Origin of the sequence: Hymenobacter arizonensis (assembly GCF_900115775.1) — a bacterium.
Lineage (GTDB): Bacteria > Bacteroidota > Bacteroidia > Cytophagales > Hymenobacteraceae > Hymenobacter > Hymenobacter arizonensis.
In genome coordinates this window covers 496167-510588 of record NZ_FOXS01000005.1, presented here as the reverse complement: position 1 = coordinate 510588, position 14422 = coordinate 496167, and the positions used below count along the sequence as shown (strand labels likewise).

13 protein-coding genes are annotated in these 14422 nt (G+C 60.8%); 8 read left to right on the top strand and 5 right to left on the bottom strand.

Annotated elements, in window-relative coordinates; translation table 11 throughout:
- Nucleotides 1-61 precede the first annotated feature (61 nt).
- Together BMZ66_RS18645 and BMZ66_RS18640 are read left to right on the top strand one after the other, a co-directional pair.
- A complete protein-coding gene (locus BMZ66_RS18645; RefSeq protein WP_092677092.1) occupies nt 62-1012 on the top strand; it encodes an IS481 family transposase in 951 nt (316 codons plus the stop codon).
- Between the two features lie 88 nt (nt 1013-1100).
- Entirely contained in the window at nt 1101-1727 is a 627-nt protein-coding gene (locus tag BMZ66_RS18640) for a hypothetical protein (RefSeq protein WP_092677089.1), read from the top strand.
- A 16-nt stretch (nt 1728-1743) separates the two neighbouring features.
- On the opposite strand, the gene BMZ66_RS18635 is transcribed toward BMZ66_RS18640, so the two are convergent.
- Entirely contained in the window at nt 1744-2403 is a 660-nt protein-coding gene (locus BMZ66_RS18635) for a DsbA family protein (protein WP_143080280.1), read from the bottom strand.
- Nucleotides 2404-2667: 264 nt separating this feature from the next.
- A complete protein-coding gene (gene rho / locus BMZ66_RS18630; RefSeq protein ID WP_092677085.1) occupies nt 2668-4986 on the bottom strand; it encodes a transcription termination factor Rho in 2319 nt (772 codons plus the stop codon).
- A gap of 443 nt (nt 4987-5429) precedes the next feature.
- Here rho and serS point away from each other — a divergent pair, with 443 nt between their 5' ends.
- Complete coding sequence (gene serS / locus BMZ66_RS18625; protein WP_092677083.1) at nt 5430-6704, top strand: serine--tRNA ligase; 1275 nt, start codon at nt 5430-5432, stop codon at nt 6702-6704.
- Between the two features lie 199 nt (nt 6705-6903).
- On the opposite strand, the gene BMZ66_RS18620 is transcribed toward serS, so the two are convergent.
- The 3 genes from BMZ66_RS18620 to BMZ66_RS18610 form a co-directional block, all read right to left on the bottom strand.
- A complete protein-coding gene (locus tag BMZ66_RS18620) occupies nt 6904-7140 on the bottom strand; it encodes a UBP-type zinc finger domain-containing protein (protein ID WP_262507602.1) in 237 nt (78 codons plus the stop codon).
- 60 nt (nt 7141-7200) lie between these two features.
- A complete protein-coding gene (locus tag BMZ66_RS18615) occupies nt 7201-8250 on the bottom strand; it encodes a glycosyltransferase family 9 protein (RefSeq protein ID WP_092677079.1) in 1050 nt (349 codons plus the stop codon).
- Between the two features lie 208 nt (nt 8251-8458).
- The gene (locus tag BMZ66_RS18610; protein WP_092677076.1) at nt 8459-10195 is read right to left on the bottom strand and encodes a DNA polymerase/3'-5' exonuclease PolX; all 1737 of its coding nucleotides are present in this window, start codon (nt 10193-10195) and stop codon (nt 8459-8461) included.
- 137 nt (nt 10196-10332) lie between these two features.
- On the opposite strand from BMZ66_RS18610, the gene BMZ66_RS18605 reads away from it, so the two are divergent.
- From BMZ66_RS18605 to BMZ66_RS18585, 5 genes are all read left to right on the top strand, one after another.
- A complete protein-coding gene (locus tag BMZ66_RS18605) occupies nt 10333-10740 on the top strand; it encodes a hypothetical protein (protein ID WP_092677147.1) in 408 nt (135 codons plus the stop codon).
- Between the two features lie 119 nt (nt 10741-10859).
- A complete protein-coding gene (locus BMZ66_RS18600; protein WP_092677074.1) occupies nt 10860-11468 on the top strand; it encodes a thioredoxin family protein in 609 nt (202 codons plus the stop codon).
- Between the two features lie 118 nt (nt 11469-11586).
- Nucleotides 11587-11997, top strand: coding sequence for an EVE domain-containing protein (locus BMZ66_RS18595; protein ID WP_092677072.1), 411 nt, complete (start codon nt 11587-11589; stop codon nt 11995-11997).
- A 103-nt stretch (nt 11998-12100) separates the two neighbouring features.
- The gene (locus BMZ66_RS18590; RefSeq protein WP_092677070.1) at nt 12101-13765 is read left to right on the top strand and encodes a hypothetical protein; all 1665 of its coding nucleotides are present in this window, start codon (nt 12101-12103) and stop codon (nt 13763-13765) included.
- An 86-nt stretch (nt 13766-13851) separates the two neighbouring features.
- Nucleotides 13852-14406, top strand: coding sequence for a DUF4252 domain-containing protein (locus tag BMZ66_RS18585; RefSeq protein ID WP_092677068.1), 555 nt, complete (start codon nt 13852-13854; stop codon nt 14404-14406).
- Nucleotides 14407-14422 lie beyond the last annotated feature (16 nt).

The following is a 14422-nucleotide window of genomic DNA, read 5'->3' as shown; positions in this document are numbered from 1 at the left end:
CTAGGTGTATAGTCCCAAGGAGTGATGGTGTATTTTCCGGGCTGGAATTTTGCACGAACCTATGGGACAAGTACTCCACGGCAGCGCCCGCACAACAGCGGCAGTACGGCGCGCTATCCAACACAGCCAGGAAAGCCTACAAAGCTTAGCTGCCCGCTACAGCATCAACCCCAAAACGGTGGCCAAGTGGCGCAAGCGCCCGACTACAGCCGATGCGCCCATGGGCCCCAAGCCGGTATCGACGGTGCTCAGCGCCGAGCAGGAAGCCATCGCCGTGGCCTTTCGTCGGCACACCTTGCTGGCACTCGATGACTGCCTGTACGCCCTGCAGGCCACGATTCCGCACCTGTCCCGCTCGGCGCTGCACCGCTGTTTCCAACGCCACGGCATCAGTCGCCTGCCGCTGAACGAGGACGGGCAGAGCCCGCCGAAAAAGAAATTCAAAGACTACCCCATCGGCTACCTGCACGTCGATTTCGCCGAGGTCCAGACCGAGGAAGGTAAGCAATACCTTTTTGTGGCCATCGACCGCACCAGCAAGGTGGCGTTTGCCGAATTACATCCGCGTGCCAAACGGGTCGCCGCGGCCGAATTTCTGCGGCGCGTGCTCGACAAGCTGCCCTACAAAGCGCATACCGTGCTGACCGACAACGGGGTGCAGTTCACGCCCCAGCCGCACCAATTTCTGCCGGGTGGGCACAGTTTTGACCGCATTTGCCGCGAATATGGTGTCGAGCATCGTCTCACGAAGCCAGCTCACCCCTGGACCAACGGCCAGGTCGAGCGCATGAACCGCACCATCAAAGAAGCCACCGTCAAGCGCTTCCACTACCAGAGCACCGACGAGCTCAACGAGCACTTGCAAGCCTTTTTGCTAGCCTACAACCACGCCAAGCGCTTGAAGACGCTACGCGGGCTGACCCCACATGAATTCGTCTGTGCGCAGTGGCAAAAGAACCCGACTATATTTACCCGAAACCCGACCCACCTCACGCTGGGACTATACACCTAGGCTAGCCCGGGTAGCTAACTTCCGCTTGCATCTTAAGCGGCTTCGCCTCGTATTACTGGTGAGCTTTTTCGTACTTATGTCCCTTCCTATGCGCCCTTTCTGGCTTGCTTTATTGCCGCTGCTGGCGGCTTGCAATTCGACTCCTTCAGCAGTGCAAGAGGGCACCGAAGCCCGCGTTACGGACAAATCCGCGGCCGACACCTCGCAGCTACCGGCTCCGGATACCACCCGCGCAGCGGCAGCCAGCACCCAGTCCGACACCTTGGTTTCGGTACAGCAGACGCATGCCTTCAGCCAGCCCGACTATAAGCCCGACGTGTTCCGCCTCGTGCTACGGGGCCCTTCGGTGCTGGAAGGCGCGGCTACCTTCACCATTACGACTGCCGCCGGCGAGGTGATTTTCCGGGAAACGCTCAGCGCGGCTGAGCTGGAAGCGCCCATGGTCTACGAAATGAAGACGGCCACCGTCACCCCCGCTGAGCGGGAAGCATTTGTGCGGCGGCGTATGAACGAGTTTTTTCGGGCGTCAAGTTTTTCCAGCCCGGCTGTAGTGGCGTCCGCTCCTTACCCTGCCGGGCCCGACGCCCCAGACCGTGCCGCCTGGGACGACCTTCGCAAACGCACCAAAAGCATTCGCTTCACTTATCTAGTGGGAAAAGAAGACCGCCGCAGCATTGCTTGGTCGCCGCTTCAGAAGCAAGTGATACACCTGTAGGAAGCAAAGCAGCCAGCTACTGCGCCTCTGCCAGCAGTTGCTCCAAGCCCTGCCGCACATGCTCGTAGGGCTGGTAGCCGCGGGCCAGCACGTAGCCCTGCTCTCCTATACGCACCACGCTGGTGGGAAAACCCTGCACCCCAATGCGGGCCACTGCCGCAAACTCCTGCTGGGTAGCGCGAACCGTTTCGGGTGCCGCAAAACGTCGCTGAAACTCCACTACGTCGACGCCAAAGGGCAGCAACAAGACGTTGTAAGTGCTGGGCTCGTTGAGGTCCAACCCATCCTGAAACAATGCAGCCTGCACGGCATGGGCGAAGCCTACTGCTCGGGCGGGGTCTTGGGTAATCTGGCGAAAAGCTACAATGGCGCGGCACGGCGGCTCCGAATCGTAGAAGTAGGTACCCTCTTCCGCTAGGGCTTTAAAGGCGGAGCCAAGTGTTACGCCGGTTGCTTTTTCCACATCGCCAAGCGCGTTCTTGATGTAGCCCCAGGTTTCGGAAATGGGCGTGGCGCGCTCGCCGGTGGCCATGCCGCCGCACAGCACCGACACATCCAACCTGCCTGCAAACTCCTGCTGCACCCGGTTGATAACCGGGCTCATGCCAAAGCACCAGCCGCACAGCGGGTCGTGGATGTATAGCAGTTCTGGTAGGGAAACGGGAGTAGTTTGCATGGGCATTTAACAAAGTAAACCGAGAATTGTGGCTCCTACGCTTCACATTCCTCTACCTACCGCCTCGCCTTTGGGGAAACTGCCTGAGTAAAAACAGTAAAAGCTTTGCGTGAGAATTGAATTTATTCTGCGCCAAGGCCGTTGTACTCATGCTATGTTACCCCATTGCTAGACGCTATACCTGCTTATCAAGCATTAGTTATAATTAAACAAAAAGCCCGCTACAGTCATGTAGCGGGCTTTTTGTTTTAAGAACCGAATGGCTTAGCCGTTCATTGATATCAAGAACTCTTCGTTGTCCTTGGTGCCTTTGATGCGGTCCTTCAGGAATTCCATCGCCTCGGTGGCGGTCATGTCCGACATGAACTTGCGGAGTACCCACACGCGGCTCAACTCGTCCTTGCTCATGAGCAGGTCTTCGCGGCGGGTGCCGGAAGCCGGGATGTCGATGGCCGGGAACACACGCTTGTTGGCCAGCTTGCGGTCCAGCTGCAGTTCCATGTTGCCGGTGCCTTTGAATTCCTCGAAGATAACCTCGTCCATCTTCGAGCCGGTCTCAATCAAAGCCGTGGCGATGATGGTGAGCGAGCCGCCGCCTTCCACGTTGCGGGCCGCACCGAAGAAGCGCTTGGGCTTTTGCAAGGCGCCCGCGTCGATACCACCCGAAAGGATGCGCGATGAGCTGGGCTGCACTGTGTTGTAAGCCCGAGCCAGGCGGGTAATGGAGTCGAGCAGAATCACCACGTCGTGGCCACACTCTACTAGGCGTCGGGCCTTGTCGAGCGCCATTTCGGCGATTTTCACGTGGCGGTCAGCTGTTTCGTCGAAGGTCGAGCTCAGTACCTCGGCTTTCACGGTGCGGGCCATGTCGGTCACTTCCTCGGGGCGTTCGTCGATGAGCAGAATCATCAGGTATACCTCGGGGTGGTTTTCCGAAATAGCGTTGGCCACTTCCTGCAGCAGCACGGTTTTACCGGTCTTGGGCTGGGCCACAATCAGGCCGCGCTGGCCCTTGCCGATGGGGGCAAACAAGTCGAGCACGCGGGTGCTGATTTGGCTGGACTTCGTGCTCAGCTTCATGCGCTGGTCGGCGAAGAGTGGCGTGAGGTGGCTGAACGGCACCCGGTCGCGGACTTCCTCCACGGTGCGGCCGTTCATGCTATCGACGCCCACCAGGGCAAAGTACTTCTCGCCTTCGCGCGGCGGACGAATGGTGCAAATCACCGTGTCGCCGGGCTTCATAGCAAACTGCTTCACCTGCTGCGGCGACACAAAAATGTCGTCGGGCGAGGATAGATAGTTATAGTAGGGCGAGCGCAGGAAACCGTAGCCACCGTCGGGCATAAGCTCAAACGTGCCACCACCGGGCACCACCAGGTCGAGGTCCTGGCGGGCGGGGCGCTGGGGCTCGCGCTGCTGCTGGGGTTCGCGGGGCTCGCGAGGCTCGCGCTGGGGCTGGTCGGCGCGGGGCGTGCCGTCGGGGTTGAGGGCGCGCTGCTGGCGCTGCAAGTCGCGCTGGGCGTAGCGCTCTTCGCGGGTTAGGTTGCGGTTATCGCGGCCGTCGCGCTCGGGGCGCGGCTGGTCGTTGCGCGGCTCGCGGGGTTGGCCGTCACGGTTTTCGCGGGGCTGGTCGTTGCGGGGCTCACGCTGTTCCCGAGGCTCGCGCTGCTCGCGGGGCTGGTCATTCCGGGGCTCACGGTTCTCCCGGGGTTGGTCGTTGCGGTTGGGGCGCTGCTCGCGGCCGTCGCGCACCTCACGGTTGTCGCGCTCAAAACGGTCGGCGCGGTTTTCGCGGCGGTCGGAAAAGCCGTTGCCACCAAACTCGCGGCGACGGTCGTCGGGGTTGCCACTGCGGGTATCGGTGCCGTTTTCAGCGGTTCCATTGGCGGTGGCCTCGGCAGCAGCGGCAGCCTCGGCGGCTTTTTCAGCAGCCATTTCGGCGGCGCGCTGCTCCGTGATGGGGCGGCCGGCGCGGTCTACCCGTTGGCGCTCCCGGCGCTCGGGGCGGGCGGTAGTGGCATCCTGTTCGGTGCTGTTTGCTTGGTTAGTGTCGCTGGCTAATTCGCCGCCGTTGATTTGCTCGTCGGCGCTGGGAGCAGCGTCTTGGGCAGGCTCGGGAGCAGCTACTGGCACTGGGTCGTTTGCCAAAGAGGCTCCGGTAGCATCGCTGCCGGGCACGAGGGCAAGGCCCTCGATGGGGTCTAGGATTTCAACCGTAGTAGCAGCGGGTGCAGCGGGCGCTTCACGGCGCAGCTCGCGCGGGGCGCGGCCGTTAGCGGCTTTAGGGGCAGGCGGGGCTACGTCCGAAAAAGGCTGCTCGGCGGTGCTGGGGGCTGGCCGACGGCTTTTGGCACGACTGGGGCTGGGCGCTACTGCAGCCGGGGCGGCGGGAGCTTCGGCAACGGCGGCCGGGGCCGGGGTGTCGGTTTGCTCGGCCAAGCTTGGAACCAAGGCTTGCTGGTCGAGGATTTTGTAAATCAAATCCTGTTTGCTGAGCCGCTTGAAGTTGCCGACGTTCATTTTTTCGGCAATCTCTTTCAGGTCGGACAGCAGCCGGTCCTTCAACTCGTTAATGGTGTGCATAAAGGGAATAGGGGGAGAAACATCGGCTTAAAGCGAGGAGCTGGCGGCCCAAAAAGCCCGCTTGGGGGCTCAAAAAGCCAGCTACGGCACGGAAGCGGACTGGCCGCGGATAGTACATTGGCAAGAAACGCGGGCTATACAGCATAGCAGCGCGCGGAGCGCAATGGATAAGCAAGAAATTAGGTGCAGAAAGGGGGCCGCTGGGATTCAGCAAAAGACGGGCCGGAGGCGGGCGCTGGGGCCCGTTGCTCCTGCCACGGCGGCCGGTTGCTAACGCAATGTTAGCGCATTACGGGCAAACTGCCAAATCGGATGCCTGCCTCGCAAACTTTAACACCGCCCATCGTAAAATAAGTTGCGCGCCCGGCGCAAGCCCCCTGTAGCGGCCTGTGGCTCCGGCCGGTTTTACTTCCGACATTTGCCCCCATTCCACTTCGTACCCCATGCTGCAGATTTCCGTTCTCCGCGACCAGACCGAGTTGGTGCTGGCTGGCCTCGCCAAAAAACATTACGCCACCGCCGAAGCCGACGTGGCCGCCATTCTTGACCTGGACCAGCGCCGCCGCTCCCTCCAAACCACCCACGACGCCTCCCAGGCCGAAGCCAACGAGTTGGCCCGTCAAATCGGGGGCCTCATGAAATCAGGCGACAAAGCCGGGGCCGAAACCCTCAAAGTGCGTACTGCCGAGCTGAAGCAGCACACCCAAGCCGCCGCCACCGAACTCGCGCAGGTAGAAGAAGAACAGCAGCAGCTTCTCTATAAGCTGCCCAACCTGCCGCATGCCAGCGTGCCCGAAGGCCGCGCTGCTACCGACAACGAGGTGGTGCGTGAGCACGGCACCAAGCCTGCTCTGGGCCCCGACGCCCAGCCCCACTGGGAGCTGATTAAGAAGTACGACATCATCGATTTCGAACTCGGCAACAAAATCACCGGTGCCGGCTTTCCCGTGTATAAAAACCAGGGTGCCCGGCTCCAGCGCGCCCTCATCAACTTTTTCCTGGACCAAGCCCGCAACGCTGGCTACACCGAAATGCAGCCCCCGATTCTGGTGAACGAAGCCAGCGGCTACGGCACCGGCCAACTCCCGGACAAGGACGGCCAGATGTACCACGACGCCAAGGACAACCTCTACCTCATCCCCACGGCCGAGGTGCCGCTGACCAATATCTACCGCGACGAAATTGTGCCGCTGGACAAGCTGCCCGTGCGCATGGCCGGCTACACGCCCTGCTTCCGCCGCGAGGCCGGCTCCTGGGGTGCCGATGTGCGCGGCCTCAACCGCCTGCACCAGTTCGACAAAGTAGAAATCGTGCAAATCACGGAGCCCGACCAGAGCTACGACGCCCTGGAAGCCATGCTAGCCCACGTTGAAGGCCTGCTGCAGCAGCTAAACCTCCCCTACCGCGTGCTGCGCCTCTGCGGCGGCGACATGAGCTTCACCGCCGCCCTCACCTACGACCTGGAGGTATGGAGCGCCGCCCAGGGCCGTTGGTTGGAAGTAAGCTCGGTGTCCAACTTCGAAACCTATCAAGCCAACCGGCTCAAGTGCCGCTACCGCGCCGACGGCGGCAAAACGCAGCTACTGCACACCCTGAACGGCTCGGCCCTGGCCTTGCCGCGCATCGTGGCGGCGCTGCTGGAGAACAACCAGACCAGCAATGGCATTGAACTGCCGCAGGTGCTGCACAGCTACTGCGGTTTCGAGCGGATTGTCTGAACCGCGGATTTATCGGATTGAGCGGATTAGTCGGATTTTGTGGACGACTCGTCAATGACTATCAAGAGCATTGCAATGAAGAAAGGCCACCCAATTGGGTGGCCTTTCTTCATTTTCAGAAATTGGGTTTTTCAGTAAAAACTGAGTCGTCCACAAAATCCGACTAATCCGCCAATCCGATAAATCCGCGGTTCAGAAATTAATATTCCGCCATTTCCTCATCCACATAGCACCACAGCCACTTTTCGCTGGGCTCGGCCGAGGCAATGACGGGGTGCTGGGTGCCTTGAAAATGCTTGGTGGCGTGCATGTTTTTCGAATTATCGCAACAGCCTACGTGGCCGCACTCCTGGCAGACGCGCAGGTGCACCCAATCATCGCCCATGGCGACGCATTCCGGGCAGGCGTACTCGCTGGCAGTTGTTAAGTCGGTCAGCGAAGAGAGGTGCTAGCAGATTTCGGCCATAACTCGTGAGGTTTAAGGTTAAGCCACAAGTTAGCGACCGTCGCGCGAAGGCGGCAGTTCCAGGTCCAGCGCTTGGTCGCGCATGCACTTGAAGTGGCCTTGCGGGCATTTGGCAAAGCCTATTTTGGAGCACGGCCGGCACGACAGCCCGGGCACCTCCAGCACCTTGAACTCGGTGCGGTAAGGGTACATGCCGAAGGCGGGCACGGTATTGCCCCACACGCTGAAAATTTCCTTGCCAAAAGCGGCGGCAATGTGCATCAGGCCAGTGTCGTGGCTGACTACGAATTGGGCCTGGCGGAGCAAGGAGGCCGATTGATGCAGCGAGTAGCGCCCGCAGCCGTTGTGGATAAGTAAGGTATTTGGTGGGTTAGTCGGAAAATAATAAGGATTACTGGGAACGACATTGGCCGGTGCTTGAACAGCCGCTTGCGTCTCGAAAGCCTGTTGTATAACATGGCCAATGCTTTCGTCTTCGGGGCCGCCCAGCAGCACAATGGGGCGCGAGAGTTTGCCACACAGCTCAATCAGCTTTTCGACGGGCAGGCGCTTGGTGGCGTGCTGAGCGCCAATGGCTACGGCCACGTAGCCGCGCTGAAATGCGGGCGGCAAGGTGGCCAGGTCTACTTCCTGATTTTCCGGGATAAAGTAATCGAGGCCTCTCTTATCATCTTTGACACCCAGCGGCGCGGCAGCTTCCAGGTAGCGCTGCACGATGTGCACGCGGGGCAACTTGTCGACTTTGAAATTCACGAGCAGCCATTTCTGCCAGTTCAGCTTATCGAAGCTGTTGGACGTTACGCCTAATTGTAGCTTGATGAGGCGCGTGCGCAAGTTGTTGTGCAGGTCGATGATGTAGTCGAACCGTTCGGCTTTTAGCTCTTTTACCAGTTCGCCTAGGCTGCCGGCAAGGCAATGTACTTTGGTGATGTAGGGGTTGGCTTCCAGCAGGCCACGGTAGCCGGGCTTGGTGGCATAATGGACTTCCGCGCCTGGCACCTGCTGAGCCAGCGCCCGCACCACGGGCGTGGTCAGGACGATGTCGCCGATAGAGGAAAAACGGAGGACGAGGATTTTCATGGGCTAGCAGAACAACCAACTCCCCTCCTTGGATAAGGAGGGGACGCTAAGCCGTTAGGCTTAGCTGGGGTGGTTGGATTCGTGGAACGATGCAGGCACGGGTCGTTCGGGTATCGTTCAACGAGTTCAACCACCCCCGTCCGAGCCCTTGGCTCGAACATCCCCTCCTCGGCTGAGGAGGGGAGTTGGTTGTTCTTTACATTAATAACTACTCAAACAGCGACTTCTTGTATTCCAGCGGGGGCTTGATTTCAGCTTTGCGCTTTTCGAAATACGCGGCTGCTTCCTCCGCTGACTTCGTATTAAACGTCATTTCCTTGGTCAAAAGTCCCTTGCGACCCATGAGCACACCGTAGCGCATGTCGGCGTAGCCGTCGGTGTGGTGGGCGTCGGGGTTGATGCTGAGCATCACGCCCTGGTCGAGGGCGTAGCGCACCCAGCGCCAGTCGAGGTCGAGGCGCCAGGGGTTGGCGTTGATTTCGATGATGACTTGGTTTTTGGCGCAGGCGTCGATGACGGCTTTGTAGTCGATGGGGTAGCCCTGGCGGCGCAGCAGCAGGCGGCCCGTGGGGTGGCCCAGCATGGTGGTGTAGGGGTTTTCGATGGCGCGGAGCAAGCGTTCGGTGGCTTTGCGCTCGTCCATTTTCAGGTTGGAGTGCACGGAGGCCACGATGAAATCGAAGCTGGCCAGCACATCGGAGGGGTAGTCGAGGGAGCCGTCGCTGAGGATGTCGCTCTCGATGCCCTTGAAGATGCGGAAAGGCGCCAGCTCGGCGTTCAGCTTGTCGATTTCCTGGTGCTGCTGGCGCACCCGCTCCACCCCGAGGCCATTGGCATAGTGGGCAGCCTGGCTGTGGTCGCAGATGCCGAGGTACTCGTACTGGTGGTCGCGCAGCCAGGTGGCCATTTCGCGCAGGCTGTGGTTACCGTCGGAGTAGGTGCTGTGGTTATGCAGGGAGCCGCGCAGGTCGGCGTCTTCGAGCAGGCGGGGCAGCTTTTTCTCGGCGGCGAGGGCTATTTCGCCCAGGCCTTCGCGCAGCTCGGGCACGATGAATTGCAGGCCGGCTTTCTCGTAGAGGGCTTCTTCCTGCTGGAATTTCTCGCGGCGCGCCCACTGGCGAAGGGTGGTGGAGCCGGGCACTTCTTCTGATAAATGCTCCTCGGCGGCCGAGTTCAAGAACAGCTCAGTCACAAACTGCTCAGTCGTGGTCAGCAGCACTTCAACCTGCACGCCAGAGCTGGTGGCCGTGCCGCGCCAAGCAAATGGGCCCGAGCGGCGTGGGTCGGCGGTGAGGCCGTCCATGGTATTGAGCAGTTCGTGGGCCTTGAGGGGCTTATCCGTAGCGGCTACTACGCTCACCACTTCCACGGTTTCGAGGCGGCGGCGGACTTCGCCGGCCACGGCTACTTTTTCGGTATTGAGGGCCTTGCGTAGGAGCGCCGCAATTTCTTCGCCCAACACCTCGGCCTGCGGATACAGCAGCTTGCCCTTGCTTTGGCCAGCAAACTCCAGGGATTCCAAAATGGATTCCTGGGTCTTTTTGCCGAAGCCTTTCAGCTTGCTTACTTGGTCGCTCTCGGCGGCTTCGCGCAGCTGCTCGGTGCTCTCGATGCCCAGCTCGCGCCACAGGCTGCGGATTTTCTTGGGACCGATGCCTTTGATGCTGAGCATTTCGACCACGCCGGGCGGCGTGACGTCGAGCAGGCGCTGCAGCTCGGAGAACGTGCCGGTATCGAGCAGTTCGGCCACTTTGGCGGCGGCGGTTTTGCTCAGGCCGGTGCGGTCGGGCAGGCCGGAGCGCTCTACTTCCGAAACGGGGAAGCTTAGGGCGTCGAGGGCGTTGGCCGTGCCTTCGATGGCGCGAATCTTAAAGGGGTTTTCGTCGTGCAGCTCCATGAGCTGGGCGGCCAGCTTGAAGGCGCGGGTCAGGGCGCGATTATCCACGGGGAGGGGGTTTTGTGGGAACGAATGTAGCGTACACCGGTGCTTACGCGGTTCGGCAGCCGATGGCCGCCCGCGCCAAAACCACGTACCTAGCTGATTGGCCTTACCTTTCAGCCCACTCCTTTTCGCAGAACACCATGCTCAAGTTGCATTCTGTTGCCCGGCTGCTGCCCGTGCTGCTGCTGCTTTCCGGCGCTTGCCAGCAGCGCCGCTCCAGCGTTATACCCACCATGAAGCAGCTGGAGGGCACGTGGCTGCTCTCGCAGGAGGAGAATGAAGGCGACACGTTGGTGTACCGACCCAATACGTATGCTTTCCCACCGTCGCGGGGCCGCACGGGCTTTGCCATCAAGCCGTTCAGTCGCTTCGAGCAGTTCGACATCGCCCCCGCCGACGGCTTGGCTGGTCGCGACGGCACCTGGGCCATGGACCGCGGCAATCGCCTGCGCGTGAACCTGGCCGAAGGGCAAGACTCGTCCTACACGCTGGAAATTCTTGACCTCGACTCTGTTCGGCACGTGCTCAAGGTGCGGCGCCTGCCGTAGCGGGAATCAGCGGTTGAATCTTCGCAATTTCAGGAGCGAACGCTTCACCTTGACAAGAACCTGAAGAACTGCCTTCCCTGCCACGGCGTTCCGTGCCCACTACCCTTCTGCTTTTGAACATGTCTTTTGTAAGCGCTATTTGGCCAGTACGGGTTGCCGTGCTGGTTCTTCCGTTGGTCAGCGCGTGCTCTACGCAGGCGCAACAGCCTCTCAAAGGCAAATCCACTAGTTCTACTGCTGAAACCACCGTGAAGTCTGCCCCGCAACCGACTTCGCCGCTTAGCTCCTCGCCGCAGGTGATACTAGATTATCCGGTGACCAGCGGCACGCCCCAGGCCCCCGCCGCGGCATGGTTCTCCGACCTAGGAGCTGCCCAGGCGCAGGCCAAGGCTACAAACCGGCCCCTTGTAGTGGTTTTTTCGGGCTCGGACTGGTGCCAGCCCTGCGTGGTGTTTGAGCAGGAAGTTTTTTCGCAGCCCGCTTTCGCGGCTTACGCCCAAAGCCGGTTGGTGCTGGCTCATTTCGATTACCCCCGCCAGGCCCAGAACCAGCCCACGCCCGCCCAAGTTAAGCTTAACCAGGCCGCGGCAGCCCAGCTCAACCGCGAAGGCGATTTTCCGCTGGCCGTAATTGTGGCGCCGGATGGGAAAGTATTGGCCAAAACCGGCTACATACCCGGCGGGCCGGCTGCTTTTGAAAGGTATTTGAACAAAATAGTGGGCAAGTAGGTGGTGAATTGGGGAAGTGGCGGCATCATACTACCAAGAAGCCGCTGAATGGCGGGGCCCTTAGCTTTGCCCTGCAATCATTCACGACTCCCCATTTCGCTGACATTTCCCTTACTACATGAAGCATTGGCTTGTTAAATCTGAACCCGAAGCGTATTCCTGGACCACGTTTGTGCACGAAGACGGCACTGCCTGGACTGGGGTCCGCAACTACCAAGCCCGCAACAACCTGAACCTGATGCAGCCCGGCGACCAAGTGCTATTTTACCACAGCGTGAGCGAAAAAGCCGTAGTAGGCATTGCTGAAGTGGCCGCCCCGGCCGCGCCCGATGCCACCGCCGAAGCCGGCTCGCCGTGGGTGGCCGTGGCCCTGCGCCCGGTGCAGCCCCTGCCCCAGCCCGTGAGCCTGGCCCAGCTCAAAGCCGATGACCGCCTGAGCGAATTGGCCCTGTTGCGCCAGTCGCGGCTCTCGGTATTGCCCGTGCGGCCCGAGGAATTTGATGCTATTCTGGCACTCGGCACGAAATAAAGCTGCCTTTTCACGGAACAGAAAGGCATGGTTCGGTTGTATCTTTAAATTAGTTACCCTTCGTTGGAGTAAGCTGTTACTATTGTTTTTACGGCGCACGGGCATGAAACCTTACTACCCTTCCCTGCTGCTCGCGTTGTGGGTGCTGGCTGCCTCGCCGGCGCTGCACGCCCAGAAGCGCGCCCTGCCTCCGCCCCCACCCAACGCGCCCCGGCAAACCGCGCGCACCGAGCTACCTCTCACTGTGGCAAACAGCGAAGTGCACGTGCAAACGCTGCCCGCCGACAGCACCGTGGTACTGCTGGTGGGCCGCGAACAGACCCTTTCCCGCAAGTCTTCTTTCGGTTTTCAGCAGTACGACCACAACCTGCAGCTCCGCAACGAGCTGGCGCTGGAAGTGCCCGATGAGTTTGAGTTTAAGCGCATATGCGCCGAGGGCAATACTGTGTACGCCCTGTTTTCGTCGCAAACCATACCGGGCCGGCTGATGGCGGCTGCCTACAACGGCCGCCTGGGCCAAGTGCGCACCCAGCAATTCGAAACCAAGCTAAGCCGCGAAATTGTCGAGCTTAAGGCCCTCGACGGCCGCCTGTTTGCCACGGTGCTCCTCAACGACCAGCAGCACGTGACGGCCCTGCTGCTGGACGTGGCCACCGGCCAGATGCAGTACCTCTCGTCCATCTACGAGCCCATGCCCACGCAGCTCACCTTCGTGGCCGATGCCGCCACCCGGCGCGCCGAGTACGTGGTGACCCAAACCAACGGGCGCAAGTCGCGCCTGCTGCTCAAGCAGCTCACCGAGCGCGGCCAGCTAGTAAGCTCCGAATTTGTGCAGACCGAGAGCGAGCGCAGTCTCATTACGGCCCAGCTTACCCCACCCCAGGACACCACTGCCCGCCTGCTGATGGGCACTTACTCCCTGCGCGACCCCACTTACGCCCAAGGCCTGTTTGCCACCGACCTACGCACAGCAGCGAGCCAGGGCACCAAGCCGCCGTTGCGGTTCTACGACTTCCTGCGCCTCAAGCACTTTTTCGACTACATGAAACCCGCACGCCAGGCCCGCCTGCGCGAGCGCACCCAGCGCCGGATGGCCCGCTCGGTGTCGCCGATGCGCTGGCGCTACCGCCTGTTGCTGCACGAGCTGGTGCCGCAGCCCGACGGCGGCTACGTGCTGGTGGCCGAGGTGTACTACCCGCACTACCGCTACAACAGTTACGGCACCTACACGGGGCCATTCAATAACATTGGCAACCAGTTTGGGGGCAACTACGGCAATTCCCGCGTGTTCGACGGTTACCAAACTACCCATGCGCTGGTCTGCGGTTTCGACCGGTCGGGCGCATTGCTCTGGGATAACACCTTCGTGGTCGAAAACCTGCGCCGCTACAACCTGGAGGAAGCCGTGCGGCTCCAAACCCTGCCCGACGGCCGACTGGTGCTGGCGTACCTCGACCAAGAAAAGCTGCGCTATAAGCTGATAAACCGGGCCGAGTCATCGCCCAACGACCACCATGTGCTCATCCAGACCGGTTCCGGCCCCACCGACACCGGCAAGGAGCGGGCCGCCGATACTTTTCAGGCCGATTTGCTGCCCTGGTTTGGCACCCGCTTTGTGGCCACCGGCTACCAGCGCGTGCGCGCCGAGCGCAGCGCTGACCGGGAAGTGTTTTTCCTGAACACGATTGACTTTCAGACGTCCGACGCCAGCGGCGTGCCGAAGGAAGAGCCAATCAAAGAGGAAAAGGCAAAGGCAGAAAGCCGGTAGTGGCTGGAGAGCGAGGGGCAGGCCGCAGGCAACCGCAGCCCGGCCTGCGTGCGTACAACGCACCTATTCCAACGCACCTTTGCCCCATGATTCAAAAACTTCGCCTTCCCGTTCTGTTCCTTATTTTGCTCATGGCCGGCTGCCGCACCGCTGGCCCTGGCACCCCGGCTACTACCGTGGCTTCGTTTTTCTCGAAGTACCAAGGCCGCTCGGGCTTTAAAACCATGGACTGGTCGGCCGACCTGCTCGAACGCCTGGCCTTGGTGCGAGCCGCCAAGCTGCTCGGCGGCTCTGAGCTGACCAATGCCATTACCGGCATTCGCAAGGCCCGCGTCATCAGCTTCGCGCCGGTGACTGGCTCAGCTGAGAACCTGGCCCAGCAAGGTCTGGTGCAAGAGGCCACGGGCATCTTGCAAGGCAATCGCTATGAGCCAATTTCGGCGGGGACGGCCCTGGGCAACGACTACAAAGTATCGGTGCGGGCCAACGGCGACCGGGTTTCTGAGTTTGCCGCCATCGGCCAGCTGCCCGACGTGACCGACTCGTTTGTGTTGGTTGATGTGGAAGGCAATTTCACCCGCGCTCAGGTGCAGGCCCTCACTAAGTACCTGCCGCAAATTGTGCAGGCCACCGCTCAATAGCGCAACCCTGCACTAA

Excerpts from the sequence above, each read along its gene's own strand:
- BMZ66_RS18645 (WP_092677092.1), top strand. The coding sequence starts at position 62 with ATGGGACAAGTACTCCACGGCAGCGCCCGCACAACAGCGGCAGTACGG.
- BMZ66_RS18640 (WP_092677089.1), top strand. The coding sequence starts at position 1,101 with ATGCGCCCTTTCTGGCTTGCTTTATTGCCGCTGCTGGCGGCTTGCAAT.
- BMZ66_RS18635 (WP_143080280.1), bottom strand. The coding sequence starts at position 2,403 with ATGCAAACTACTCCCGTTTCCCTACCAGAACTGCTATACATCCACGAC.
- rho (WP_092677085.1), bottom strand. The coding sequence starts at position 4,986 with ATGCACACCATTAACGAGTTGAAGGACCGGCTGCTGTCCGACCTGAAA.
- serS (WP_092677083.1), top strand. The coding sequence starts at position 5,430 with ATGCTGCAGATTTCCGTTCTCCGCGACCAGACCGAGTTGGTGCTGGCT.
- BMZ66_RS18615 (WP_092677079.1), bottom strand. The coding sequence starts at position 8,250 with ATGAAAATCCTCGTCCTCCGTTTTTCCTCTATCGGCGACATCGTCCTG.
- BMZ66_RS18605 (WP_092677147.1), top strand. The coding sequence starts at position 10,333 with ATGCTCAAGTTGCATTCTGTTGCCCGGCTGCTGCCCGTGCTGCTGCTG.
- BMZ66_RS18600 (WP_092677074.1), top strand. The coding sequence starts at position 10,860 with ATGTCTTTTGTAAGCGCTATTTGGCCAGTACGGGTTGCCGTGCTGGTT.
- BMZ66_RS18595 (WP_092677072.1), top strand. The coding sequence starts at position 11,587 with ATGAAGCATTGGCTTGTTAAATCTGAACCCGAAGCGTATTCCTGGACC.
- BMZ66_RS18590 (WP_092677070.1), top strand. The coding sequence starts at position 12,101 with ATGAAACCTTACTACCCTTCCCTGCTGCTCGCGTTGTGGGTGCTGGCT.
- BMZ66_RS18585 (WP_092677068.1), top strand. The coding sequence starts at position 13,852 with ATGATTCAAAAACTTCGCCTTCCCGTTCTGTTCCTTATTTTGCTCATG.